The 25067-nt window shown below is 72.2% G+C and carries 18 protein-coding genes and 1 pseudogene; 8 read left to right on the top strand and 11 right to left on the bottom strand.

The features are described 5' to 3' along the window. Positions 1-9 precede the first annotated feature (9 nt). Positions 10-1851, bottom strand: a complete 1842-nt coding sequence (gene asnB, locus GTY47_RS14110; RefSeq protein WP_010033048.1) for an asparagine synthase (glutamine-hydrolyzing) — start codon at positions 1849-1851, stop codon at positions 10-12. Positions 1852-2134: 283 nt separating this feature from the next. Between asnB and GTY47_RS14105 the strand changes: the two genes are divergently transcribed. Together GTY47_RS14105 and GTY47_RS14100 are read left to right on the top strand one after the other, a co-directional pair. After that, positions 2135-3229, top strand: coding sequence for a hypothetical protein (locus GTY47_RS14105; RefSeq protein WP_010033047.1), 1095 nt, complete (start codon positions 2135-2137; stop codon positions 3227-3229). Between the two features lie 270 nt (positions 3230-3499). Then, positions 3500-4903, top strand: coding sequence for a PP2C family protein-serine/threonine phosphatase (locus GTY47_RS14100; RefSeq protein WP_010033046.1), 1404 nt, complete (start codon positions 3500-3502; stop codon positions 4901-4903). A gap of 5 nt (positions 4904-4908) precedes the next feature. On the opposite strand, the gene GTY47_RS14095 is transcribed toward GTY47_RS14100, so the two are convergent. Further along, complete coding sequence (locus GTY47_RS14095; protein ID WP_010033045.1) at positions 4909-6402, bottom strand: hypothetical protein; 1494 nt, start codon at positions 6400-6402, stop codon at positions 4909-4911. A 234-nt stretch (positions 6403-6636) separates the two neighbouring features. Here GTY47_RS14095 and GTY47_RS14090 point away from each other — a divergent pair, with 234 nt between their 5' ends. Continuing rightward, positions 6637-7776: an aminoglycoside phosphotransferase family protein gene (locus GTY47_RS14090; protein ID WP_010033044.1), complete on the top strand. Its 1140-nt coding sequence runs from the start codon at positions 6637-6639 to the stop codon at positions 7774-7776. Between the two features lie 77 nt (positions 7777-7853). On the opposite strand, the gene GTY47_RS14085 is transcribed toward GTY47_RS14090, so the two are convergent. From GTY47_RS14085 to GTY47_RS14050, 8 genes are all read right to left on the bottom strand, one after another. Then, a complete protein-coding gene (locus GTY47_RS14085) occupies positions 7854-8351 on the bottom strand; it encodes a hypothetical protein (protein WP_010033043.1) in 498 nt (165 codons plus the stop codon). A 59-nt stretch (positions 8352-8410) separates the two neighbouring features. Continuing rightward, complete coding sequence (locus GTY47_RS14080; RefSeq protein ID WP_010033041.1) at positions 8411-9010, bottom strand: ABATE domain-containing protein; 600 nt, start codon at positions 9008-9010, stop codon at positions 8411-8413. Positions 9011-9050: 40 nt separating this feature from the next. Next, the gene (locus tag GTY47_RS14075) at positions 9051-9953 is read right to left on the bottom strand and encodes a universal stress protein (protein WP_010033040.1); all 903 of its coding nucleotides are present in this window, start codon (positions 9951-9953) and stop codon (positions 9051-9053) included. 188 nt (positions 9954-10141) lie between these two features. Then, complete coding sequence (locus GTY47_RS14070; RefSeq protein ID WP_010033039.1) at positions 10142-10384, bottom strand: DUF397 domain-containing protein; 243 nt, start codon at positions 10382-10384, stop codon at positions 10142-10144. Between the two features lie 83 nt (positions 10385-10467). Next, a complete protein-coding gene (locus GTY47_RS14065; RefSeq protein WP_010033038.1) occupies positions 10468-11634 on the bottom strand; it encodes a thiolase domain-containing protein in 1167 nt (388 codons plus the stop codon). After that, positions 11631-12695 carry a thiolase domain-containing protein gene (locus GTY47_RS14060; protein WP_010033033.1) on the bottom strand — a complete coding sequence of 355 codons (1065 nt, stop codon included), beginning with the start codon at positions 12693-12695 and terminating at the stop codon, positions 11631-11633. The genes GTY47_RS14065 and GTY47_RS14060 overlap by 4 nt, the downstream gene beginning before the upstream one ends. After that, positions 12692-13642, bottom strand: coding sequence for an OB-fold domain-containing protein (locus tag GTY47_RS14055; protein WP_010033030.1), 951 nt, complete (start codon positions 13640-13642; stop codon positions 12692-12694). Before GTY47_RS14055 ends, GTY47_RS14060 begins: the two co-directional genes overlap by 4 nt. Before the next feature lie 32 nt (positions 13643-13674). After that, positions 13675-14475: a crotonase/enoyl-CoA hydratase family protein gene (locus GTY47_RS14050; RefSeq protein WP_010033028.1), complete on the bottom strand. Its 801-nt coding sequence runs from the start codon at positions 14473-14475 to the stop codon at positions 13675-13677. 175 nt (positions 14476-14650) lie between these two features. Between GTY47_RS14050 and GTY47_RS14045 the strand changes: the two genes are divergently transcribed. From GTY47_RS14045 to GTY47_RS14030, 5 genes and pseudogenes are all read left to right on the top strand, one after another. Next, complete coding sequence (locus tag GTY47_RS14045) at positions 14651-16270, top strand: acyl-CoA synthetase (protein ID WP_010033026.1); 1620 nt, start codon at positions 14651-14653, stop codon at positions 16268-16270. A gap of 8 nt (positions 16271-16278) precedes the next feature. Further along, positions 16279-16520 (top strand): annotated as a pseudogene (locus GTY47_RS40835) (IS5/IS1182 family transposase); the annotation flags it as partial. Between the two features lie 213 nt (positions 16521-16733). Next, positions 16734-17261 carry a hypothetical protein gene (locus GTY47_RS14040; protein ID WP_158688378.1) on the top strand — a complete coding sequence of 176 codons (528 nt, stop codon included), beginning with the start codon at positions 16734-16736 and terminating at the stop codon, positions 17259-17261. After that, positions 17258-22027, top strand: coding sequence for an NACHT and WD repeat domain-containing protein (locus GTY47_RS14035; RefSeq protein ID WP_010033022.1), 4770 nt, complete (start codon positions 17258-17260; stop codon positions 22025-22027). Before GTY47_RS14040 ends, GTY47_RS14035 begins: the two co-directional genes overlap by 4 nt. A gap of 510 nt (positions 22028-22537) precedes the next feature. Continuing rightward, positions 22538-24379, top strand: a complete 1842-nt coding sequence (locus GTY47_RS14030; RefSeq protein ID WP_010033020.1) for a hypothetical protein — start codon at positions 22538-22540, stop codon at positions 24377-24379. On the opposite strand, the gene GTY47_RS14025 is transcribed toward GTY47_RS14030, so the two are convergent. Beyond that, entirely contained in the window at positions 24351-25064 is a 714-nt protein-coding gene (locus tag GTY47_RS14025) for an alpha/beta hydrolase (RefSeq protein ID WP_010033019.1), read from the bottom strand. The two genes, GTY47_RS14030 and GTY47_RS14025, sit on opposite strands and share 29 nt — an antisense overlap. Positions 25065-25067 lie beyond the last annotated feature (3 nt).

The raw sequence follows: 25067 nt of genomic DNA, 5'->3' as shown, positions 1-25067 counted from the left end.
AGGCCCCGGTCAGGCGAGTTGGACCTCGGGTGCGTAGAGGTCCAGCCACATCGCCAGGTCGAGGGTCCGTTCCAGGCCCCTGCGTGCGGCCTGGCTGCTCACTGGCGTGTCCCGGTGCGCGACCTGCCGTAGCCGCTCGGGGTCGACGAGGTCGAAGACCGGGTGGTCCGGCCGTGCCAGGAGGTCCTTCGCCTGGTCCCGGAGGGCCACCGCGTACTTCGGGTCCTGCGTGGACGGGTAGGGACTCTTGACCCGGTCGTACACGGACCGCGGGATCAGATCCGCGGTCGCCTCCCTGAGCAGGCTCTTCTCCCGGCCGTCGAAGGACTTCAGCGCCCAGGGAGCGTTGTAGACGTACTCGACGAGCCGGTGGTCGCAGAACGGCACCCGGACCTCCAGGCCGACGGCCATGCTGGCGCGGTCCTTGCGGTCGAGCAAAACCCGTACGAACCGGGTCAGGTGCAGGTTGCTGATCCGCCGCATCCGGAACTCGAAGTCGCTCTCGCCGTCGAGGCGCTGCACACCGGCGACGGCGGAGCGGTAGCTGTCGGCGACGTAGGACTCCAGGTCCAGGGCCTTGACCAGCTCCGGGCGCAGGACGTCGGCGTCCTCGCCGAAGTGCCGGCCGAGGCGCACCAGCCAGGGGAAGGTGTCGGCCTGGCGGGCCTCCTCGTCGAAGAACTGCTGGTAGCCGCCGAAGACCTCGTCGGCGGACTCGCCCGAGAGGGCCACCGTGGACCGTTCACGGATGGCCCGGAAGAGCAGGTAGAGCGAGGCGTCCATGTCGCCGAGACCGGCCGGCAGGTCCCGGGCCCTGATCACCTTCTCCCGTACCGCGGGGTCGGCGAGGGCGTCCGCGTCCAGCACGATGTCCTGGTGATCGGTGCCGGCGTCCCGGGCCACGTCGTGCACGAAGGGGGTGTCGGGGGTGGCGCGCAGGTCGTCGGCGACGAAGTTGTCGGCTTGGCCCGCGAAGTCGACGGCGAAGCTGCGGACCCGCTCGCCGTGCGCGGCGAGCTGCCGGGCGGCGAGCGCCGTCATGGCGGAGGAGTCGAGGCCGCCGGAGAGCAGGGTGCAGCGGGGTACGTCGGCGACGAGCTGGCGGCGCACGATGTCGTCGAGGAGCGAGCGGACGGTGGCGATGGTGGTGTCGCGGTCGTCGGTGTGGGGCCGCGTGCGCAGTTCCCAGTAGACGCGACTGCGCACGCCCGTGCGGTCGACGGTGACGACGGTGCCGGGCTCGACCTCGCGCATGCCCTCCCACACGGCGTGTCCAGGGGTCTTGACCATGGTGAACAGCTCGCGCAGGCCGTCGAGGCCGACGCGCCGGCGGGCCAGCGGGTTGGCGAGGATCGCCTTGGGCTCGGACCCGAACAGGACGCCGTCGGGGGTGGGGTGGTAGTAGAGGGGCTTGATGCCCATGCGGTCGCGGATCAGCAGGAGCCGGTCGGTGCGGCCGTCCCAGACGGCGAAGGCGTACATGCCGTTCAGGCGCTCGGCGACGGCGTCGCCCCATTCGAGGTAGCCGCGCAGGACGACCTCGGTGTCGGAGCCGGTGGTGAAGCGGTGGCCGCGGGTGGTGAGCTCGCCGCGCAGTTCGGTGAAGTTGTAGGCCTCGCCCGAGTAGACGAGGGCGACGGTGCCGTTCGGGGTGGCGGCGGTCATGGGCTGGCGGCCACCGGGCAGGTCGATGATCGCGAGCCTGCGGTGTCCGAGGCCGGCGGGCCCCTCGGTCCAGACGCCGCGGTCGTCCGGGCCGCGGCAGGCCATCGTCTCGGTCATCGCGTCGAGGGTCGCCGCCTCGGCACTCAGGTCGCGGTCGTAGGAGACCCAGCCGGTGATGCCGCACATACGCGTACCTCCCGCAAATAAGTTGTACGAACCATCTATATTTCGAGCCTGTTACGCCCGCGGTCATGGGTCAACTCGTCGGCGGCGCGAGCGACCCCGGCCACCCCTGAAATCCAGCCACACTTTGCACACGCAATATCCGCGGACCCGCCGCACCACGGGGGATCCTCGTCGAAAATCGGCCAGCGGCAAAAACTTCCCCAACTCCCGGACGACGACGACTCCGCAGGGGGCACCGAATGCCCCGAATGCCCTCATGGTGAATCCGCTCTATCGTGCTGTCATGGAGCACGTTCTGAGTCCCGCGACCCTTGCCGAGCTGCGGCGCCCGCGCCCGTACCCCGCGGTCTCCGTGCTGACGCCGACCCACCGGCGCGATCCCTACAACGCCCAGGACCAGGTCCGGCTGCGCAATGCGGTCGCCGAGGCCAAGCGGCAACTGGAGGCCGATCCGGCGGTCAGCCGCGAACGACGGGCCGAGGTCGCCCGGCACCTCGACCAGGCGCTGTCCGAGGTCGATCTGACACACGCCGAGGACGGCCTGGTGATCTTCGCCGCCGCCGGTGAGCACCAGGTGTGGTCGCTCGCCCGGTCCGTGCCCGAACGCGTGGTGCTCTCGGACACCTTCCTCACCCGCAACCTCGTCTCCGCCCAGACGGCCAAGCGGCCGTTCTGGGTGCTGTCGCTCGCCGCCGACCGCGCGACCCTGTGGAACGGCGGCGTCGACCGCGTCGCCGAGCAGCGCGCCGACGGCTTCCCGCTGACCCGCCGCGTGGAGAACTTCGACCCGGAACGGCAGGAGAGGGTCGGCGACATGCCGAGCGCCTTCCGGGAGGAGCGCACCCGCCAGTTCCTGCGCGAGATCGACACCGCGATGAGCACCGTCCTGCGCGAGCACCCGCGACCGCTGTACGTCACCGGCCCGCCGGCCGCCCTCGCCCTGCTGGACGAGGTCGGCAGCGCCACCAAGGGGGCGGTGCACGTCCCGCACGGCGGCCTCGCGCACGGGACACCCGAGTCGGTGTGGCAGGCCATCCGGCCGGTGATCGAGACGGAGGCCCGCAGGGACACGGACGCCGTGGCCCGCGCCCTCGAAACGGCCCGGGGACGCCGGGAGTTCGCCGCCGGCGTCGACGAGCTCTGGCAGAGCGCCCGGGACGGCCGCGTCCGGCTGCTGGCCGTCGAGGAGAACTACCGCGTGAGGGTCAGCGACGCCGGGGATCATCTGATCCTCGCCGAGAGCGACGACCTCGGGTCCCGTGAGGACATCGTGGACGAGATCGTCGAGCAGTGCCTGGAGACCGGAGCCGACGTCCGCTTCGTACCGGACGGCACACTCGGCGAGGCGGACGGCATCGCCGGCGTCCTGCGGTACTGACACCTTCGAACACAGGGCCGTCGAACGCGCGCAGCACCCGGGGCCGCCGTCCCGACGGATCGTCAAACCCCCTGTGTAATCTACGACTTGACCCTTCGGAGGGGCCGCTCCACACCTACCTCGGAGTAACTCCGTGAGACCGTGGCATATGCCAGAAGCACCACCGTATCGTGTGTTGCCAAATCCCTTACAGGGCGTCGCGGGCTGTGCGACAGTCGTAACGGTCCCTCCGTCCGCCTTGGTCGTACCGTCCCCGCATCGGAGTGCGTCATGCCGTCCCACCTCTCCGCGGACCGCCCAGCCGCCCAGCCGCCCGGACGCGGCTCGGTCGACGCGCTGATAACGCAGACGCGGCGGCTCAAGGGCGACGTGGACGCCGTGCGGCGCGACGCCGAGGGAGCGGAGTCGGACCACCCCCGGGGACGCTGGCAGCGCGCCCTGTACGACCTGGCCCTGCACCAGCTCAACGACCTCGACGAGCACCTGGCCCAGCTGCGGGACGGCCCCCTGCCCGCGGCGGCCCCGGAACCCGCCGTGCCCGCACCCGGTTCACTGCTCAGCCGGGTCGGCAGCGCGGAGTGGAACCTGCTGACGGACGAGGCCAGTTGGTCCGGGGAGCTGTACCAGATCCTGGGCCGCGACCCCGCCGCTCCCCCGCTCACCCTCGACGAGCTGCCCTCCCTGGTGCTCGACGAGGACCGGCCGAAGCTGACGGCGATGGTCACGAACTGCCTCGTCGACGCCCGGCCCATCGACGGCGAGTTCCGTATCGCACGCCAGGGCGGCGACGTACGGACCGTGCACATGATGGGCGAACCGGTGCTCGACACGGACGGCAGCACCGCCTCGATGTGGGCCGTGCTGCGGGACGTCAGCGAACTGCGCCGCAGCCAGCGGGCGGTGAGCGAGACCCGTGACTCGCTCCCCGACGGGCAGGACGCACGGACCGGGCACCGGCTCGCGGTCGAGTTGCAGGAGGCCGTGCTGCCGCCGTGGCTCGGCTCCCTGCGGCTCCCGCACCGGGGTCCCAGGACCCTCGACCTCGCGGCCCGGCGCCTGCCGGCGGCCACGAACACGCCGATCGGCGGTGACTGGTACGACGCGCTCGAACTGACCGACGGCGAGACCCTCCTCAGCGTCGGCGACCTCACCGGACACGGCGTCGGTGTCACGTCGAACATGACGATGCTGCTCGGTGCCGTACGCGGCATGGCGATGGCCGGCGCCCCGCCCGGCCGGCTGATGGCCTGGCTGAACCAGTTACTCGACGCCACCGTGCAACCCGCCCTCGGCAGCGCCGTCTGCTGCCGCTACCGCCCCGGGACCCGCACCCTGGTGTGGGCGCAGGCCGGACACCCCGCCCCGCTGCTGTTCCGCGACGGGACGGGGCGTGTGCTGGACGCACCGGACGGCGTCCTGCTCGGCGCCACCTCGGGCGCCGTCTACGGGCAGACCGAAGAGACCCTCGAGGTGGGCGACCTGCTGCTCCTGCACACCGACGGGCTGGTACCCGGGCACACCGGAACGGCGGCCTCGAACCTCCTCCTCGACCTGGCGCCGCGGCTGACCGGGACCGCCACCGCACAGGACTGCGTACGGACGGTGGTCCAGGAGTTCGGCGAATGCGAGCGCGCGGACAACGCCTGCGTGCTCGTCGCCAAGGTCACGTCATAGGAAACTCAGGCCTGTGCGTTGTTGCCGCCCCTGCCCTTCGTCTTCGGCAGGGCGAGCTTGATCTCCTCCCGCAGCTCCTGGATCTTCGGGTAGCCGGAGTACTGGGCGGTGAGCCGGTACATCTGGCGCAGCCGGTCCCAGGTGCGATGGGAGGAGTTGGAGCCCATCGACACCAGTGCCAGTCGCGCGTACCGGTCGGCCTGTTCGGGGTCGTCCGCGATGAAGCACGCCGAGGCCATCGACAGATAGTCGAAGATCTTCGACCGCTGCCGGCCGTCGACCCGCAGGGCGAGCGCCTTCTCGGCGTAGTGCTGGGCATGCGCGGCCGCGTCCGGCTCGAACTCGGCGAGCGTGCGGTAGGCCAGGGCCTGCATGCCGTAGAGATCCTCCTCCTTGAAGGTCTGCATCCAGTCCGGTGGTGGTACGTCGGCCTTGTCGGAGACGAACAGGTCCTCGGCCTGCCCGAGCGTGCGGCGCATGGCCTGGCCCTTGCCCATCGAGGCCTGTGCCCAGGCCTCGATGGTGCAGAGCATCGCCCGGGTGCGGGGCAGCACCTCGTCACCGGAGCCGGACGTGGCCAGCTTCATCAGGTCCAGGGCCTCGTCCGGCTTGCCCAGGTGCACCATCTGGCGGGCCGCACGGGAGAGTGCCTCGCCCGCGCGGGGCCGGTCCCCGCCCTCTCTCGCCGCGTGCGCGGCGATGACGAAGTACTTCTGGGCCGTGGGCTCCAGGCCGACGTCGTGCGACATCCAGCCCGCGAGGACGGCCAGGTTGGCGGCGACGCCCCACAGGCGCCGCTGGAGATGGGGTGGGTGACGGTAGGCGAGCATGCCGCCCACCTCGTTGAGCTGGCCCACCACGGCCTTGCGCTGGAGCCCGCCGCCGCGGGCCGCGTCCCAGGCGCGGAACACCTCGACCGAGCGCTCCAGTTCCTCGATCTCCTGCGACCCGATGGGGGCGGCCTCGTAGCGGTCGAACCCAGCGGGGTCGGCGTGCAGGGGATGGTCGAGGTCGGGAGCGTCGGCGGTCAGGGCAGGGTCGGTGTGCAGCCAGTCGTACATGGCGCTGCTGAGTGCGGATCCCGCGGCGAGCGCGGCGCCCGCGCCCACCAAGCCGCGTCGGTTGAGCATGAGGTCCATTCCCGTGAATTCGGTGAGGACCGCGGCGGTCCGCTCGGGCGCCCACGGCACTCCGTCGGGAGACTCCGCGCTCCCGCCGCCCTGCCGCTTCCCCGCACGCCCGTGCCGGACCAGACCGAGGTCCTCGATGGTCACGACACGGCCGAGACGCTCGGTGAACAGAGCCGCCAGCACCCGCGGCACCGGATCGCGCGGGATCTCTCCCATGTCGATCCACCGCCGCACCCGGGAGGTGTCGGTCGCCAGCTGGGGATGGCCCATGGCCGCCGCCTGCCGGTTGACCAGCCTCGCGAGTTCGCCCTTGGACCAGCCGGCCAGGCCGAACAGGTCCGCGAGCCGGGTGTTGGGTTGTCCGCTCACGTCAAGCCCCCAGGTTCTCGGCTGAGTTGACAGTAGCCCGGGGAGACTTGCCGGGCGACTATTCGCCAGGGTTCGCCAGGGTGCGCCAGATGGTGTGCCACTGGTCATCGGGTGTCAGGTAGGAACGCGCCACCCCGACCCGGTCGCCGCAGGGACATTCCCCAGGGTGCTCCCGGGAGTCCGGGCCGGGTGGTGCGCTGTCGTCGCAGGCACACGAAGGGATCTGTCTCGCCCATGTACGCAGCATCGTCCTCCGTGTCCGCACCGCCCCGGTCGCTGCACCCCCGTCCCACGGACAGCGGCCCCTACCTCGCCCCCGCGCGGCCGGCGGCCCCCGTGCTCGGTGCGGGCAGGGCGCGGCGCGGCGCGGTCCTCGGCACCCAACCGCTCAGCGGGAGACTCGACTTGTCCGGCCCTCAGGGCGCGCAGCTGCGCACGGCGATCGCGTCGGTGCACCGCATCTGCCCGGAGTTCGCCCCGGTGCAGGTCCTGCGCCGCAACGGGCGGTCCGTGCTCCTGGTCGGCACGACCGGTCGCAGCTCGGCCGTCGCCAAGTGTTTACTGGACCACTCCCCCGCCTGGTCCGAGCGGATCCGCCACGAGATAGCGGCGTACCGCTCGTTCGTCCGGCACCGCCCTCCGGTGCGCGTGCCGAGACTGATCGCGGCGGACCCGGACAACTGCACCCTGGTGATCGAGCGGATGCCGGGGCGGGTTGCGGCGCTCCAGCGGCACCCGGCCGAAGCGCCGCCGCGGGCGGACATCAGGGCGGCACTCGGCGCGATCTGCCGGCTGAACGCCTGGCGGCCGCCGGCGGGCACGTTCGACGCCCCGCTGGACTACGCCGCCCGGATCTCCCGGTACCACGAGCTGGGCCTGCTCACCGACCGGGACCTGGGCGATCTCCAGAAACTGCTGCACGGCATCGCGCAGGCGGCCGGGCGGCAGGGCATGGGCCAGTTCTGCCACGGCGACGCACTGCTGTCGAACATCCTCCTGTCACCGGCCGGTCCAGTGCTGGTGGACTGGGAGCACGCGGGCTGGTATCTGCCGGGGTACGACCTGGCGACGCTGTGGTCGGTGCTCGGGGACGCGCCGGTCGCCCGTCGTCAGATCAGCCAGATCGCACAGTCGGCGGGACCGGCGTCCAGGGACGCCTTCCTGGTGAACCTGATGCTGGTGCTGACCCGGGAGATCCGGACGTACGAGACGGCCGTGCAGCGTTCGATGCACGACACGACCCCGGCGGCACCGGGTACGGCCCACCCTGGTGCTGCGCCGTCCGGCGAGGAGCAGCGGCTGCTGCTGCGGCGGCTGCACGACGACTGTCAGATGGCCCGGCGGGCCGTGCGCGCGGCGGTCGGCACTCGCTGACGGGGACGAAGGGGCCGCTGTGTGCCTGGACAGGCACACAGCGGCCCCTTCGTGTGTGCGGCGCGCCGCCCTTCGGTTCAGCCCTGCTGGAACAGCTCGGCGGGCAGCGGTTTGAGGAGGGCGTACAGGTCGTCCGTGATGGGCCGGTCCCAGGCGGCGATGGTCACCAGGACGTTGTCGCTGCGGTCGAACTGCACGCAGGAGATGCGGCCCTCGGAAAGCTTGACGCGGCGCACGATCAGGAGGTTGTCGCCCTGCATCACCGGCACGTCCTCGGTGCCGACGACGGTGACCTCCTCGTCGTTCTCCAGGGCCAGCAGCAGCTGCGCCACCTCGAAGGGGACCTGCCCCTCGGGGACCTCGCGGGCCGGGGAGCCCTCCGGCAGGTTGCCGATGATCATCGCGGGACCGCGGCCGCCGAACAGGTCGTAACGCAGGAAGACGCCCTGGCAGGTGCCGTCGGGCGCGGGCAGCAGTCCCGCACCGAGGTTGCCGGGCCAGTCGCCCGGGTCCATGGCCAGTACGTCGAAGTCGGGCCCGGCGGGCGTGGCGCTGCGGCGGCGGAGGAACGACATGCCGCCATGGTACGTGGCCCGGCCTGCGAAGTGTCGCGAGGGCGGCGACCCGATCGGCCCTACGCCGTCGTCCGGTGCCGTCGGTGGTGGCGGGCCACCCGGGCGCGGTTGCCGCAGGACGGATTGCACCACTCCTGGCGCGGGTGGTCCTTGAGGAAGTACCGCACGCAGCGGGGCGCGCGGCAGGCCCGCAGCCGGTCGCGGTCGGGGCTCGCGAGGAACGCGATCACGGCGTGCGCGAGGGCGGAGGTCAGGTCGTCGCCGCCGCGTACGGGCCGCTGACGGACCTCGGGTCCGGTCCCCTCGGGCCAGTTCAGGACGGGCACGGTGGGGGTGCGGGCGGCTGCCTCGTTGAGGCGCCGTACGGCCTCGGGTACGGGCAGGAGACGGGCCGCGTCGGCGGGGCTCGGCTCGCCGGGGCGCACGGCGCGGGCGAAGAGTGCGCGGACGGCGGCCCGCAGGTCGCGGACGGTGGCGAGCTGCGCGGCGTCGGCCGTGAAACGGCCGGCGTCCGGCAGGGCCTCGGAGTGTGTCCGGACCCAGGCGGTCAGGCCTGCCGGGTCGGTCAGGTCGTCGGCGACACCGCCGTTGCCGTCGTGCCGGATGGTGAGGGCCAGCTCCAGGGCGAGCCGGGCGTCCCTGCTGATCGGTTCCCGCATGGGCCTAATGATAGGCCGCCCGGCACCCATTACATCGGGGTCAGTCCTCCGGTGGTGCCGGCGGGACCACCGCGACGGGGCTCGCGGCGTGCAGCAGGACGGCGTGGGTGACCGAGCCCATCATGCGGGCGGGTGCCAGCAGGTGCCGCCGGTGACGGCCCACGACGACGAGGTCGGCGCCCGGCGAGGCCGCCACGAGGTGTCCGGCGGCGTCGCCCGCCGCCGGAACCGTCTCGACCGCGACGTCGGGGTGCCGTTCGCGGTAGGGGGCGAGGAATCCCTCGGCGAGGATCCGGGTCTCGTCCTCGATGACGTTCTGGTCGACGATCGGCGGGGGCAGCTCGCCGGGCATCATCCAGGGCTGCGCGGGCCACGGGTAGGCGGCGACCGCCTGGAGCCGGGCGCCGCGCCGGGTGGCCTCGGCGAAGGCGAACTCGAGTGTGGCCTCGTCGGGACCGTCCACCTTCAGGCCGACGACCACGCGGGAGCCGGGACCGGGCCGCGTCTCACCGTGGACGTCGCGCCCGGGCCGGGGCACCACCACGACGGGGCACTCGGCGTCGCGGGCGGCGGCCATGCCGTTGGAGCCGAGCAGCAGGCTGGCGAAACCGCCGCGGCCCCGGGAACCGAGGACCAGCAGCTGGGCGGAGGAGCCCAGTTCGGGCAGGACGGCGCCGGGGGCGCCCTCCAGGGCGAGGTACTCCGTGTCCGGCCGGGCGGAGAGGCTCTCCAGGTGGGCGCGGACCCGGTCGAGCACCGGGTCGTCGTGCGGGTCCGGCGGTCCGGCGGCCAGCACCTCGGGCTGCGCCCAGTGGGCGTACTGACGTACATGCACCACACGCAGGGGTGCCGAACGCCGGCGGGCCGCGTCGAGGGCCCACTCCAGGGCGCGCAGGCTGTCGTCCGAACCGTCGACCGCCGCGATGACCGGCAGGGTGCTCATGGGTTCCTCGCCTTCCGGGATACGACCGTGCCTCCGGGGCCAGCCTGGCTCAGGCGCGGGCCGGGGGAGGATGTCTCAGGTCGCGTGTTTCGGAAATGCGGGCGGAACACCCCCGGATCGGCCGTGGGGTCACGGCCGGTCCGGGACGGTTCCCTGGGTGCCGCGGTCGTGGTCGCGCGGCGTCGCGGTCAGGTGAGGTCGAACTCCCCTTCCCGCGCTCCCGACACGAACGCGCCCCACTCGGCGGGCGTGAAGATCAGGGAGGGGCTCTCCGGACGGGCACTGTTCCGCATGGCGATGAAGCCCTCTACGAAGGCGATCTGGACATCCCCCCGCCCCCGGCTGCTGGACTGCCACTGTGCGTTGGTGAGGTCCAGCTCCGGCTTGTCCCAGCCCGTGAGCGGGCGCTGCTGGGTGGTGGTCTCGGCCACGTCCGTGCTCCTCCCGGTTCGTCGTCCGCGGCCAGCCTAGCGATCGTGTCCCACCGCCGACAGGGCACGTGAGGGGGACCCTGTCAGGAGTCCGGCGGCTCGGCTCCCACCAGCCACATGGAGAAGAACTGCGAGCCGCCGCCGTAGGCGTGCCCGAGGACCCTGCGGGCGCCTTCCACCTGGTGTTCCCCGGCCTGTCCGCGCACCTGGAGGGCCGCCTCCGCGAAGCGGATCATGCCGGAGGCGCCGATGGGGTTGGTGGACAGCACGCCGCCCGACATGTTGACGGGCAGGTCCCCGTCCAGTTCGGTCACGCCCGCCTCGGTGAGCTTCCACCCTTCGCCCTCGCCGGCGAAGCCGAGGTTCTCCAGCCACATCGGCTCGTACCAGGAGAACGGGACGTAGATCTCGGCGCCGTCGATCTCGCGGCGCGGGTCGGTGATCCCGGCCTGCCGGTAGACGTCGGCCGCGCAGTCCTGCCCGGCCCGCGGGGAGACGAAGTCCTTGCCGGCGAAGAGGGTCGGCTCGCTGCGCATCGCGCCGCCGAGCATCCAGGCGGGCGGTCGCGGCGCCCGGGCGGCTCCGGCGCGGTCGGTGAGGACCATGGCGCAGGCGCCGTCGGAGGAGGGGCAGGTCTCCGAGTAGCGGACCGGATCCCACAGCATGGGCGAGGCCATGACCTTGTCGAGGGTGATGTCGTGCTCGTGCAGGTGGGCGTAGGGGTTCCGCAGGGCGTTGCGGCGGTCCTTGTAGGCGACCAGGGCGCCGATCGTCTCGGGGGCGCCGCTGCGCCGCATGTAGGCGCGGATGTGCGGGGCGAAGAACCCGCCGGCTCCCGCGAGCAGGGGCTGCTGGGCGGGGATGGGCAGGGACAGCCCCCACATGGCGTTCGACTCGGACTGCTTTTCGAAGGCGAGGGTGAGGACGGTGCCGTGGACGCGGGCCGCGACGAGGTTCGCGGCGACGAGGGCGGTGGAACCGCCGACCGAACCCGCGGTGTGCACCCGGAGCATGGGTTTGCCGACGGCGCCGAGCGCGTCGGCGAGGTAGAGCTCCGGCATCATGACGCCCTCGAAGAAGTCGGGCGCCTTGCCGATCACGACGGCGTCGATGTCGGCCCAGGTCAGCTCGGCGTCGTCCAGGGCCCGTCGGGCCGCCTCCCGGACGAGTCCCGCGATCGACACGTCCCGGCGTGCCGCGACGTGCTTGGTCTGGCCGATGCCGACGACGGCCACGGGCTCCTTGCTCATCGGCGTTCCCCTTCGAGTACGGCGACCAGGTTCTGCTGGAGGCAGGGGCCGGAGGTGGCGTGGGCGAGGGCGCGGTCGGAGGCGCCGCGGTGGATGCGGGCGGCGGCCTCGCCGATGCGGATGAGTCCGGCGGCCATGATCGGGTTGGCGGCGAGGGCGCCGCCGGAGGGGTTGACGACGACGCCGTCGTCGAGGCGGAGGGCCTTGCGCAGGACGATCTCCTGGGCGGTGAAGGGCGCGTGCAGCTCGGCGGTGTCGACGGGCCGTTCGAAGGCGCCGGCCCGCTCGGCGGCCAGGCGGGTGGACGGCGAGTCGGTCAGGTCGCGCACGCCGAGGCCGTGGGCCTCGACGCGGTGGTCGATGCCGCGGATCCAGGCCGGGCGTGCGCACAGGTCGCGGGCCCGCTCCCCCGCCGCGAGGATCACGGCGGCGGCCCCGTCGCCGATGGGCGGGCAGTCGCCGCTGCGCAGGGGCTGTACGAGGTAGTCGCCCTGCGGCACGGCTCCTCGCAGCTGGGCGTGCGGATTGGTGGCCGCCGACTCCCGGTTGCGGGCGGCGACGGCGGCGAGCGCCGGTTCGTCGGTGTCGCCCACGTCGATGAGCGCCTGCGCCTGGAGGGCGGCGAGGGCCACGGAATCGGGCCACAGGGGTGCCACGTAGTACGGGTCGAGCTGCCGGGTGAGGACGTCGCGGACGGGACCGGGCGAGGACTTGCCGTACGCGTAGACGAGGGCGGTGTCGGCGTCGCCGGTGAGGAGCTTGGTCCAGGCCTCGTACAGGGCCCAGGCGCCGTCCATCTCGACGTGGGACTCGGAGATCGGCGGCCAGGCGCCGACGCCGTCCAGGGCGAGGGTGAACGAGAAGGCGCGGCCGGCGAGGTAGTCGCTGGAGCCGGAGCAGGTGAAGTCGATGTCGGCGGTCTTCAGGCCGGTCCGGTCGAGGACCTCGTGCAGCACCGGCATGAGCATCTCCACCTCGGAGAGCTCCTCGCTGGTGCGCCGGTGGGCGGTCTGGGCGAAGGCCACGACGGCGATCTGGCGGTCCCCCGGTGCGCTCGTCACAGCAGCTCCTTGTAGGTGTCGTAGTCCGCGTCCGGTTCGCCCGTGGGCCGGTAGTGGTCGGGATAGCGGCCGCCCTCGGTCCACACGGGCTCGACGCGCAGCCCCATGCGGACTTCGTCGTACGGGATGCCGCCGATCCGGCCGTGCAGTGCGAGGTCGGCGCCGTCGAGGGCGATGTGGGCGTAGACGTAGGGCACCTCGATGTCGAGATTCGCCGTATGCGCAGCCTTGATGTTGACGATGCAGAAGGTGGTCACCGTGCCGCGCGGCCCGACCTCGACCTGCTCCGATGTGGCCACCCCACAGGTGGGGCACGCACCCCTCGGCGGGACGTACACCTTGCGGCAGGCCGGGCAGCGCTCGCCGACGGTCCGGCGGCCGGAGAGGGCGTTGATGTAGGCGGTCTGGGCGCGGCCGGGTGAGTAGGTGTAGTCGAGGCGGGCGGCGGCGACGATGCCGGTGACCGGGTCCTCGAACACGCCGGTGTGCCCGGCTGGTTCGCCCGGGGCGCCGTCGTACGGCTCGAAGCAGGCGATGTCCGTGATGGCTCCGGTGCGTTCCGCCGCCCAGCGGACGCGGACGCGCATGCCGGTGCGCACGGCGTCGGGGCCGGGGGTGTCGAGGGCGTGCAGCAGGGCGGTGTCGGCGCCGTCGAGACGGACCAGGGCCCAGGCGAAGGGGGTGGTGAGGGGCTGGCCGCGGCGGGGGGCGTGGTTCCAGGCCCAGGTGGTGACCGTGCCGGTGGGGGCGACCTCGACGAGGTCGCGGACCTCCTCGGCGGTGACGGGGTCGTACTCGACGGGCGGGACGGCGACGCGGCCGTCGCTCGCCCGCACCCCCAGGACGACACGCTCGCGCAGGCCGGTCAGGAAGGCGCTCTGGACGGGGCCGAGGGAGCGGGTGAAGGGGAACTCGACGACGAGAGGGGCTTTGAGGACTTCGGGCATGCCGGAGGGCTCCTTCGGTCAGGCGCACACGGTCAGGCGCGCTTGTAGACGGGCGGTCGCTTCTCCGCGAAGGCGCGGGCGCCCTCCTTGGCGTCGGCGGTGCCGAAGACCGGTTGACCGCGGGTGAGTTCGGCAGCGAGACCGTCGGACTCGCTCATGTCCGCGGTCTCGTAGACGGAGGCCTTGACGGCCTCGACGGCCAGCGGGCCGCAGGAGTTGATCTGTTCGGCGATCTCCAGTGCCCTGGCGAGCGCCGTGCCGTCGGGGACGACATGGCCCACCAGGCCGATGGCGGCGGCCTCGCGGGCGGTGTAGGGGCGGCCGGTGAGGAGCATCTCCAGGGCGTGGGTGCGCGGGATCTGGCGTGGCAGCCGGACCGTGGATCCGCCGATGGGGAACAGACCGCGCCGCACCTCGAACAGGCCGAAGGTCGCGGACTCGCCGGCGACGCGGATGTCGGTGCCCTGGAGCATCTCGGTGCCGCCCGCGACGCAGTACCCCTCGACGGCCGCGATCACCGGCTTGCGCGGGCGGTGGTGGCGCAGCATCGCCTTCCAGTGCAGGTCGGGGTCGGCCTTGAGCCGGTCGCGGTACTCCTCGCCCGCCATGCCGTTGCCGGCGAGGGCCTTGAGGTCCATGCCCGAGCAGAACGAGCCGCCCGCACCGGTGAACACGATCGAGCGGACCGAGTCGTCGGCGTCGGCCTCCAGCCAGCCGTCGTAGAGGCCGACGAGCATCGGCAGCGAGAGCGCGTTCCTGGCTTCGGGCCTGTTGAGCGTGAGCACCAGTGTGGCGCCTTCGCGCTGCACGGTGAGGTGTTCCGTCCCACCCATGGCCAACTCCCCTCTCGTGAACGTGAACAGGTTGCAGTAGGGAGGGAGGCACTTCAAGGGTTTTCTGACAGTCAGTCAGATTTCTTCGTGCGGGCCCTTCACAGTTGGACCGCCCTTTGCTCTGATGACCGGCGAACCGTCCGATGCCAGGCACGTCCCGGGGTCAGGAGGAGCGGTGGAGTACAACCTTGCCGACCTGTTCGAGTCGGTCGTCGACGTGGTTCCCGACCGTGAGGCGCTGGTGTACGTCGACCATCCGGGCACGGGCGCGGAGCGCCGCCTGACGTACGCGGAACTGGACGCGGCGGCCGATCGCGTCGGCCACCATCTGCTCGACAGCGGGATACGGCCCGGTGAGCACCTCGGGCTCCACCTCTACAACGGCGTGGAGTACCTCCAGACGGTACTGGGCTGCCTGAAGGCGCGGATCGTCCCGGTCAACGTCAACTACCGATACGTCGAGGAGGAGTTGGTGTACCTCTACCGGGACGCGGATCTGGTGGCGCTGGTCTTCGACGCGGAGTTCACGGACCGGGTGGCGGCGGCGCGGCCCCGGGCGGAGAGGCTGCGGCATCTGATCCGGGTCGGCGCGCCGGCGCCGGGAGCCGCCCACGTGCCCTGTGCGGAGTTCGCCCAGCTGGAGGCCGCGGGGTCGCCCCGGCGCGGCTTCCCGGCCCGCTCGCCCGATGACCAGTTCATCATCTACACCGGCGGTACGACCGGCATGCCCAAGGGTGTGATGTGGCGGCAGGAGGACCTGTTCTTCGCGGGGCTCGGCGGGGGTGCTCCGACCGGGGAGCCGGTGAAGAAACCGGAGGAACTCGCCGAGCGGGTCGCGGCCGGGGGCACGGGGATCACCTTCTTCCCCACGGCACCGCTGATGCACGGCACCTCCACCCTCACGGCGTTCATCGGCTTCAACTTCGGCCAGCGGGTGGTCATCCACCGCAAGTTCGTGCCCGAGGAGGTGCTGCGGACCGTGGAGAAGGAGAAGGTCAGCAGCATCTCGCTGGTGGGGGACGCGATGCTGCGGCCGCTGATCGACGCGCTGAGCGGTCCGCTGCGGCACATCGACCGCTCGTCGCTGTTCAGTGTGTCGTCGTCCGGCGCGGTCCTGTCGGACACGGTGCGACGGCAGTTCCAGGACCTGGTGCCGAACGCCATGCTGCTGAACAACTTCGGCTCGTCGGAGTCCGGTTTCAACGGCACGGCGACCGAGGACTCGGGGCCCGAGCGGGGCTTCCGGGTGCGGGTCAACGCCCGTACGCAGGTGGTGGACCCGGCCACCTACGAACCAGTGGCGGCCGGTGAGGCGGGCCGGATCGCCCAGTGCGGGCATGTGCCGCTCGGCTACTACAACGACCCGGTCAAGACGGCCGCGACGTTCTTCGAGAAGGACGGCGAGCGGTGGGTGCTGCTGGGCGACATGGCCACCGTCGACGAGGAGGGCGTGGTCACCGTCCTCGGCCGCGGCTCGCAGTGCATCAACACCGGCGGCGAGAAGGTGTACCCGGAGGAGGTCGAGCAGGCCCTCAAGTCCCACCCGGACGTCTACGACGTGCTGGTGGCCGGGGTGCCGGACCCCCAGTGGGGCCACCATGTGGCGGCGGTGGTGCAGTTGCGGGAGGGCGCGGCGCGCCCGTCGCTGGAGGACATCCGGGCGCACTGCCGCGACCGGCTGGCCGGTTACAAGCTCCCGCGCCAGCTGGTGATCACGGAGTCGGTCCAGCGGTCGCCGAGCGGCAAGGCGGACTATCGCTGGGCGCGGGAGGTGGCGGTGGCCGCGGACCGCTGAGCCATGGCGGCCAGGCCGGTGACGCGCCGGCCTGAGGGGCGGTCACGGCCGGAATCCGTCTTCCGGCGAAGGGGACTCGGCGGGCCAAGAAGCCAAGAACCCGCCCTGCGGCCGTCCCTGCCGATCGGGCCTACTCCTCCCGCGCGATCCGCGAGCACCCTTGGTCGACGCGGCGTCCGTGCCGTTGTCCCGCAGCCTGCACCCAATGGGCCACCGTCTGTTGCGAGGCAGCGCCGGGGGGCGCCCGCCCGGCTCGGGCGCCTCACGGGCCGGGTATGCCGGCTCCGGCAGGACCACAAGCCCGGGCCGGCCCGCCCGCGCCCGATTCTGGGCCTGCCCGCCCGCGATCCGGCCTGTGGTGAAGGCGGGACACTCCCAGATGACGTCTCCTCAGCTGTTCACTCACGGAAACCGTGCCGCGCTTATCATCTTGTGACACGTTGGCACTTGCTCCGGGTGGGGAATGGCTGTGGAGATCCACGTCACCGTAGAGACGTCAGGCACCGCAGACGCGCACGACCTGCGGCGGTGGCTCACCGCACAGCCTCGCCTGCGGGGCCGCGTGACACGGGCGGACGCCTCCGCGCCGCCTCCCCCGGGCACCATGGGGCTCGCCGCGGACGCCCTGCTCGCGCTCTTGGCCCCGGGCGGTGTGGCGAGCGTGCTGGCGGGCGCCGTCATCGCCTGGGTGCAGAGCCGGAAGGGCGACCAGTCGGTGACCCTGACCCGACCCGACGGCACGCAGATCAGCGTGACGTCCACCCAGGTGCGCTCGATGGACCCCACACAGGTGGAGGCGCTCGTCAGCCAACTCGCCGCCCAGCTGGATCCGGCGCAGGGTACCCCCGTCGCCGATCCCGAGCGACGGCAACCGGATGCCGGCAGCGGCGGGGACGGGACACCCGGCCCGGCGCGGTGGTCGGCCACCACCCCGACTGACGCCGCCCGACCCTCGGGCACGGGCCCGGACGGCGGGACGCCGGCCCTGTGACGGCCCCGGGACAGGCGCATCCGGGTCCGGCCGGATCGGGGCTCTCCCTCGCCGGCGCCCGCGCCGTGCTCACCGGCACCGGGCGCCACCGGAACGGCTCGCGCCTGGCCGACCTGCCCGGAGTCGACACCACCCTCGACGACCTGGCCCAACTGCTCCACGAACTCTGCGGGATGCCCCGGGAGCATGTCCTGCGGGTACCCTCCGACGCCGGCCCGGAGGCCGTCGTCGAGGCGGTCACCCAGGCATGCGAAGAGGCCGACGGCGTCGTGCTCTTCTGCCACGTCGGGCACGGGCTGCTGGGACCGGCCAACAAGCTGTATCTCGCGACCCATTGGTCCATGGACGCCCAGCGGGTCACCGCGGCAGTCCCGTACGAGACCGTCAAGGGCCTGCTGGAGGAGGCGCCCTTCGGTAGTGCCGTCATCCTGGACTGCTGCTTTTCCGGCATCTCCCAGGCGCCGCACGGCTCGGGCGCCGTCGGTCCCTACGTCCAGGTCCGCCCGTCCGGCAGCTTCCTCCTCGCTTCCGCGTCGTCCTACGCCCCGTCCTTCGCTCCGGAGGGGCAACGGCACACGCTCTTCGGCGGCAAGCTCATCAGCCTGCTGCGTGACGGCGACCCGGCCGGGCCGCCGATGCTCACCCTGGAAGGGCTCCACCGCGGCATCGAAGAGAGGTCGGACGACACCACCCGCCCCCACGTGTCCAGCGAGGGAACCCTCGGCGGACTCGTCATCGCGCCCAACCGTGCCTACCGGTTCCCCGGTCCGCCCGCCGCCGACCCGCCGGCCCCGCTGCCCTGCCCCTACTTCGGCATGAGGCCGCTCGGGCCGAAGGAGAGCACCTGGTTCTTCGGCCGGGACCGTGAACTGGACCAACTGACCGAAGCGGTCGAGGCGCCGGACGCGGAGCGCCGACCCGTCATCGTCATAGGAGCCTCCGGCTCGGGCAAGTCCTCCCTCCTCGGGGCCGGGCTGCTCGCCCGGCTGGACCATCACCACGCGACGGGACGGACGCGCACCTGGCCCGTCTTACGGATGCTGTCGCCCGGCAGGACCCCGCTGCACTCGTTGGCGAGCCAATGGGCCGCGGCGACCGGGCTGCCGCCGGACACGGTGCTGGCGGAGCTGGCCGCCGGGCGCTTCCCCGCCCCGCCGGCGGACGCCCCGGGCGACCACGAGCAGGCCCGGCGCCCCGCGGGCGCCGTACCCCGAGTGCTGGTGATCGACCAGTTCGAAGAGGTCTTCACCACTGCGGCGAAGACCGAGCGGGCGGACTTCCTCCGCCTGGTGTCCGGCAGCCCCGACTGTGATCGATCCGGGCCGGACGACGCCCGTCCCCGGATCGTGCTCGCCGTCAGAGCCGACTTCTACGGCGAATGCCTCGCCGACCCCGGACTGCGCGCCGCCCTCTCCTCCACCTCTCCGGTGCACTGTGCCCCTCTGGACGGCCAAGCGCTCAGGGACGCCATTGAGGGTCCCGCCGAGCGGAGCGGGCTGGATCTGGAGCCCGGACTGGTCGACCGCATCCTGTCGGACCTGCGACGGCCGGACGGGGAGACGCCCGTCGAGGAGCGGCCGGCCGCGGCCCTGCCGCTCCTGGCGCATGCTCTGCAGCGGACCTGGGTGAACCGTTCGGGCGCCAGGATGACTCTGGCCGGCTACCAGGCCACGGGCGGCATCTGGAATGCGGTCACGGAGTCGTGCAAGACCCTGCACGACAACCTCACCCCCGCCGAGCGCCGATCGCTGCGGACGCTGCTGCTCAGCCTGGTGCACCTCACTCCCACCGGCGAACCCGTCGCGCGCCGCGTCACCTTCGAGGACGTGCTGGCGGCCCACGGACCTGACGAGCGGGAACGTCTGCGCGTCGTCTGCGAGTTGCTCCGGGAGAAGAGCCTCATCACTCTGGACCAGGACGGCTTGCGCATCGCCCACGAGGCACTGCTGTACGCCTGGACCGACCTGCGCACCTGGATCCTGGGCGCCCGCGCCCGCCTGCTCGCCCGGCAGCAACTGACCGAGGCCGCCCACGCCTGGGACGTCGGCCACCGCCATCGGGACTATCTGTACACCGGCAACCGCCTGTCCGCGGTCCGCGCCTGGGCCGGACCGGGCAACGGGCCGGACACCGCGAAGCGTCCGCCCGCCCAGCGGACGCTGCCCGAAGTCCCCTCGAATCCGCTCGCGTCGGGGACCGTCACCACGGACGAGGAGGACACCGGCGGCGACGCACCCCCTGTACTCACCGCCCTTGAACGGGAGTTCCTGCACAGCAGCCTGCGGGCCGACCGCCGACGCAAGCTCACCAGGGCCCTGCTGACCGGCGGCGTCCTCGCTCTCGCCCTCCTCCTCACCGTCGTCGGGACGCTCGCCTACACGGAACGCGCCAAGTCCCGGGAACAGGCCGCCGTCCTGGCCTCCGAGCGGATCGCGGCCCAGGCCGACGTGCTCCGCGCCCAGGACCCGGCGGCCGCGCTCGACCTGAGCCTGACCGCGTACCGGACCTCGCCCACCGAGGAGGCGAAGGCCAGCCTGGTGCGCTCCGCTCTGGCTCCGGTCCACACCAGCATTGCCGGACACACCAAGGGCGTCTACTCCGTCGCCTACCGCCCGGACGGCGCGGTGCTGGCCAGTTCCAGCCGGGACGGCACAGTGCGGCTGTGGCACACCGGCGACCGGTACCGTCCTCGCCCCGGCCCGGTGATCCGCGTGGGTACGAACTCGTCCGTCTTCTGGGCACCCGACGGCCGCCACCTGTACGTCCAGACCGTCAAGGATCTCCAGGTCTACGACCTCCGTCAGATCGACCGCCCTCGTCGCACGGCCCGCGCGACCACCGAGGGCCTCGAACGGCCGTACCGGCCCGCTCTCAGCTCGGACGGCACGACACTGGCCGTTCCGCTGGCCCGGGGCCGCATGGTGCTGTGGGACCTGCGCGATCCGACCGCTCCGGCTGCGCACACCGTGCGGATGTCCGACGGCTCCCGCGACCTGCTGGCGGTCGCGTGGCGGCCCGACGGGAAGCTGCTCTCCGTCACGGCCGCGGCCACCAAGCCCGGGGGACGGGACAGGGTCCAGCTCTGGGACACCACCGATCCCACCAGCCCCCGGCTGCGCACGACCCTGCGGAGGTCGGCCATCGCGACGGTCTTCAGCGCCGACGGCCGGTCGCTGACCACCGCCCTGCCCGGCCGCGGAATCGTGACGCTCGACGTGTCCGACCCGGATCGGGTGAAGGAGCCTGAGGGATTCAAAGCCCGGGGCAACCCCGCTGACGGCCTCTACTGGCAGCTCGACCGTTCCCCGGACGGCCGCCACCTCGTCGGGGCGGGCTCCACGGACGGCAACGCGTGGATGTACGAGAACAGCGCCGCGACAGCTGCACCGGATGACTTCATGAAGGGCGAAGTGCTGCCCGGCAACGTGCCGCTGGTCGCCGTGGCCTACCGGCCGGACGGGCGGGGCGTGGTGACCGGTGACGAGAAGGGTGGGGTCCATCTGTGGAGTCCGCCGCCGCACAGTGTGGACGGGGCCTATACCAGCGCAGGTCGGTTCAACCCTGGTGACTCCTTCGCGCCGGAACATCGTCTTCTCGCCACCGATGACGAGGAATTGAGAACCACCATCTGGCGGCTGACCGGAACCACGTTCCGGAAGGTGGTCACGGTGCCCGAACCGTGGCGATCCGTCGCCTTCCTGCCCGGCGGGTCGCTCTTCCTGGCCCGGGACCCGGACGGCCGGCGGACCGGCCTGTGGGACCTGTCCGGCGACCGGCCGGAACTCCGGCACGTGTTCACGGGAACACACGGTCCCACCGCCATCTCGGCGGACGGTGACCGCCTGGCCCTCCAGACCGGCGAGGACGGCCCTTTGGTCATCTGGGACGTCAGCCGCCCAGACCGGCCACGCCGCACCGGGTCGGTGCCGGTGGACACCAAGGGCACCGTCACCCCGGCGTTCACCTCGCCGGACGTCCTCGCGGTCGCGTCCGCCGAAGGCACGCAGTTGTGGAGAATCGACCGGCCGGACAGCCCCCACCGAGGGCAGAAAGTGCCGGGTACCGCCTCGTTCTCCCTGTCTCAGGAGGGGAAGCAGCAGGCCTTGCTGCTGGTGAAGCCGGCCAAGGGCCCCAGTGCAGACGAACGTTTGGCGGTCTACCGGCTGTCTTCCACGGCGACGGCCCACAGGCTCAGGGACGACGTGACCGTCGACCGTCAGCGGGCCACTGTCGCCTTCACCGTCCTGGACCACCGCTTCGTGGTGACCCTGCCCGCCAAGATCGGGCAGCCCCGCGTGTGGGACCTCGACGAGCCCGCGTCCAACGGCAGCAAGGACCCGCCGGCCGGCCTGCCCGGCTCACACTTTCTCATGGAGGGCGTCATGGCGGGTGACACGCGGCAGGGCGGGGTGGTCGCCGCCTGGCAGGAGGAGACCGGGGCTCGTGATCTGGCCGTCTGGGCCTTCACGGCCGACGCGTCGTCGGACGCCCCGCGCACCGGGCACTTCGAGCTGATCTACGACGTCCCCGCCGTCACGGAGGGAATCGGCGGCTTCTCCGTCCGACAGGTCAGCCCGAACGGAGACGACCTCGTCCTCTCCACCGGCCCCGGCCCCATCGATGGGCTCGGCGGCCAACTCGTCCTGCTGCCCACGGATCCCGACCGGCTGGCGGGACTGCTCTGCGCGGTGCGGCCCGGCACCGTCCCGCGCGGTGTCTGGACGAAGGCCTTCCCCGACCTCGAGTACCACGACCCGTGCGGCTGAGCGGGCAGCTGTACGCGTACGGCCTCGGGCGGCCCCCGGCTTGCCCAGCGTGCTGGTGAGCGCGGACGACCGTGGAGTCGACGGACACCGTCCAGGTAAGTACGTACGCGCTGCTGCGGGGACAGGTTCTGAAGGAGATCGCGTCCATCCACCGAGCCCGGGGCGACCAGCAGTCGGCGTCTGCCCGGCCGAGCATGCCCTGGAGGTCCACCGGTCCACCGGCCACCGCATCGGTGAGGCAAGGGCGCTCCGCGTTCTGGCCCACAGCCGGTTCATCCTCGCAGGCACTGCACCTGTCCGAGGAGTGCGGAGCCACGGCCGACGGGGAGGAACTGCGCCGCGCCGCCGGAACGTTCTGCTGTTCTGGCTCCCGGCGTACTCTTTGCGCGCGGTTGACCTTCGTCGTTGAACAGGCGGTGACGGTCGGCCGTACGGAGCATGACGGACCCGGCCCTACGAAGCTGATCCGCCGCGCCAGGCAGCAAGGCCATGTACGGAAGGAACCTCCGCGTGTCGCACCACACGCCGTCTCGTCATCTGCCCGACACCGACAGGGAAGCCGACACCGCCGCGGCCGACCCGGCGGACGACGGCACCGAGCCCGCGGCCGTCGCGGAAGAAGCAGCGGCATCCGAGACGGAGCCCCGGGACAGCGGCGACACGGCTACGGATGTGGCCACACCGGCCACCGCCCGGGAACATGGCCGACGGCGTGGATGGCGGGCAAGGCATCCAGGCGCGGCACGCTCCCTGAGCGTCGGTACGACCGTCCTGGCCGGCGCGCTCGTGCTCTTCGCGCTGCTGCTGCCGAACCGGATCGAGCGGATCGAGTTCGCCTCGTTCGTTCGTATCCCCGCCGAGGGTGTGCTGCTCGCGGGTCTGCTGCTCGCGCTGCCGCCGAGGCCCCGGCGGATCGTGGCAGTCGTCTCGGGCCTGTTCCTCGGGCTGGTCACGGTCCTGAAGTTCGTCGACATGGGCTTCTACCAGGTGCTGGCCCGGCCCTTCGACCTGGTCCTGGACTGGATTCTGATCGAGAACGCCACGGACTTCCTGCGGGAGACGTTCGGCCGTACCGGCCAGGTGCTGGCGGTGATCGGGGTGATCGTGCTGCTCGTCGCGGTGCTGGTCCTCACGACCCTCGCCGTGGTGCGGCTGACGAACCTCATGGTCCGGCACCGTCCTGTCGCCGCCCGTACGACGCTGGTCCTCGGCACGGCGTGGATCACCTGCATGACCCTGGGCGTGCAGATCGGCACCGTGCCGATCGCCACCAAGGGCAACGCGGAGTTCCTCGGCAACCGCGTGGACCAGGTGCGTGCGGGGCTGAAGGACGCGCGGGTCTTCCGGAAGCAGGCCGCCGTGGACGCCTTCGCGAAGACGCCGCCGGACCAGTTGCTCACGGGCCTGCGCGGCAAGGACGTCCTGTTCACCTTCATCGAGAGCTACGGCCGGGTCGCGATCGACGACCCGGCGATGGCGAAGCAGACCGACGCGGTGCTGAAGGAGGGCACCGCGTCGCTCAAGGCGGCCGGGTTCGAGTCGCGCAGCGGCTGGTTGCAGTCGCCGGTGACGGGCGCGGGCAGCTGGCTCGCCCACTCGACGTTCCTGTCCGGCCTGTGGATCAAGAACCAGCAGCGGTACCGCAGCCTGACCACCAGCGACCGCATGACGCTGACCAAGTACTTCGGAAAGACCGGCGCCTGGCGGACCGTCGGCATCGTCCCGGGTGTGCGCCGGGCCTGGCCGGAGGGCAAGTACTTCGGCCTGGACCACATCTACGACTCCGAGCACCTCGGTTACCACGGCCCGTACTTCAGCTGGACGCCCGTGCCCGACCAGTTCAGCATGGAGGCCTTCCAGCGCCTGGAGCACGGCAGGAAGGACCGCGAGCCGATCATGGCGGAGATCATCCTGGCCTCCAGCCACAACCCCTGGTCCCCCATCGCCCACATGATCGACTGGGAGGACCTCGGTGACGGTTCGGTGTTCCACCGCATCAAGAAGGAGGGCACCAACCCCACGGAGGTCTGGAAGGACCCGGAGAAGGTGCGCACCGAGTACCGGCGTGCCATCGAGTACTCGATCCGCAGCCTGACCGAGTGGGTCGAGCGCTACGGCGACGAGAACACGGTGCTCGTCTTCCTCGGCGACCACCAGCCGGTGCCGACGGTCACCGCGGGGGACACCGGCAAGGACGTGCCGGTCACCATCGTCGCGCACGACAAGAAGGTCCTGGACCGGGTCGCCGACTGGGGCTGGACCGACGGCCTCAAGCCGGCCCCGGACGCGCCCCGGTGGGGCATGGACAAGTTCCGCGACCGTTTCATGACGGCGTACGGTCCGCAGGGCTGAGGAACTCCCCCACCGCCGCGAGGAACTCCCGGGGCCGTGCCTCGTGCACGAGGTGCCCGGCGTCGATGGTGACGCGCCGGGCATCGGGCAGCAGCTCGGCGAGGGCGTCGATCTGCTCCTGGGGGATCAGGCTGGTCGGCCCGCCACCGATCAGCAGCGTCGGCATGGTGATCCGCCCCATGTCGTCCCACCACACGGGGTCCGGGGCGTTGCGCTGTTCGTCGGTGGCGAGGATCATCGCCCAGTCGTACGGCAGGTCCCCGCCCGGATGTTCGGCGGGCGGGCGCGGCGGGTCCAGCGGGAAGGGCGCGGGGACGTCCTCCAGGACGAGCCGCCGTACGAGCCGCGGGCTGTGCTGGGCGAGCAGGCAGGCGACGGCGCCGCCGAGCGAGTGGCCCACGACGTCGGCGCGGGCGATGCCGAGCGCGCCGAGGAAGGCGTGCACGTCGTCGCGCATGGCCGCGTAGGCGTATCCGCCGGGCCAGTCGCTGCGGCCGTGTCCGCGCAGGTCGGGGGCGTACACCCGGCGGGGCCCGGCGGCCAGCGCGGGGGCGATCTCCGCCCAGTCGGCGCCGTCGGTCCCGCGGGCGTGCAGGAGGACGACGGGCGGCGCGTCCGCCGGCCCCCAGACGCGGTAGGCCTGGGTGATGCCGTTCGCCCGTACGGTGCGTGGTTCGGTGTCCATGCC

Origin of the sequence: Streptomyces sp. SID5464 (assembly GCF_009862985.1) — a bacterium.
GTDB classification, from domain to species: domain Bacteria; phylum Actinomycetota; class Actinomycetes; order Streptomycetales; family Streptomycetaceae; genus Streptomyces; species Streptomyces chartreusis_D.
Note: the sequence above shows the minus strand (reverse complement) of the source record. Positions and strands in the feature narration are given on the sequence as shown.

Coding starts and splice junctions, on each gene's coding strand:
- asnB (WP_010033048.1), bottom strand. CDS start 1,851: ATGTGCGGCATCACCGGCTGGGTCTCCTACGACCGCGACCTGAGTGCC.
- GTY47_RS14105 (WP_010033047.1), top strand. CDS start 2,135: ATGGAGCACGTTCTGAGTCCCGCGACCCTTGCCGAGCTGCGGCGCCCG.
- GTY47_RS14100 (WP_010033046.1), top strand. CDS start 3,500: ATGCCGTCCCACCTCTCCGCGGACCGCCCAGCCGCCCAGCCGCCCGGA.
- GTY47_RS14090 (WP_010033044.1), top strand. CDS start 6,637: ATGTACGCAGCATCGTCCTCCGTGTCCGCACCGCCCCGGTCGCTGCAC.
- GTY47_RS14085 (WP_010033043.1), bottom strand. CDS start 8,351: ATGTCGTTCCTCCGCCGCCGCAGCGCCACGCCCGCCGGGCCCGACTTC.
- GTY47_RS14080 (WP_010033041.1), bottom strand. CDS start 9,010: ATGCGGGAACCGATCAGCAGGGACGCCCGGCTCGCCCTGGAGCTGGCC.
- GTY47_RS14075 (WP_010033040.1), bottom strand. CDS start 9,953: ATGAGCACCCTGCCGGTCATCGCGGCGGTCGACGGTTCGGACGACAGC.
- GTY47_RS14065 (WP_010033038.1), bottom strand. CDS start 11,634: ATGAGCAAGGAGCCCGTGGCCGTCGTCGGCATCGGCCAGACCAAGCAC.
- GTY47_RS14055 (WP_010033030.1), bottom strand. CDS start 13,642: ATGCCCGAAGTCCTCAAAGCCCCTCTCGTCGTCGAGTTCCCCTTCACC.
- GTY47_RS14050 (WP_010033028.1), bottom strand. CDS start 14,475: ATGGGTGGGACGGAACACCTCACCGTGCAGCGCGAAGGCGCCACACTG.
- GTY47_RS14040 (WP_158688378.1), top strand. CDS start 16,734: ATGGCTGTGGAGATCCACGTCACCGTAGAGACGTCAGGCACCGCAGAC.
- GTY47_RS14025 (WP_010033019.1), bottom strand. CDS start 25,064: ATGGACACCGAACCACGCACCGTACGGGCGAACGGCATCACCCAGGCC.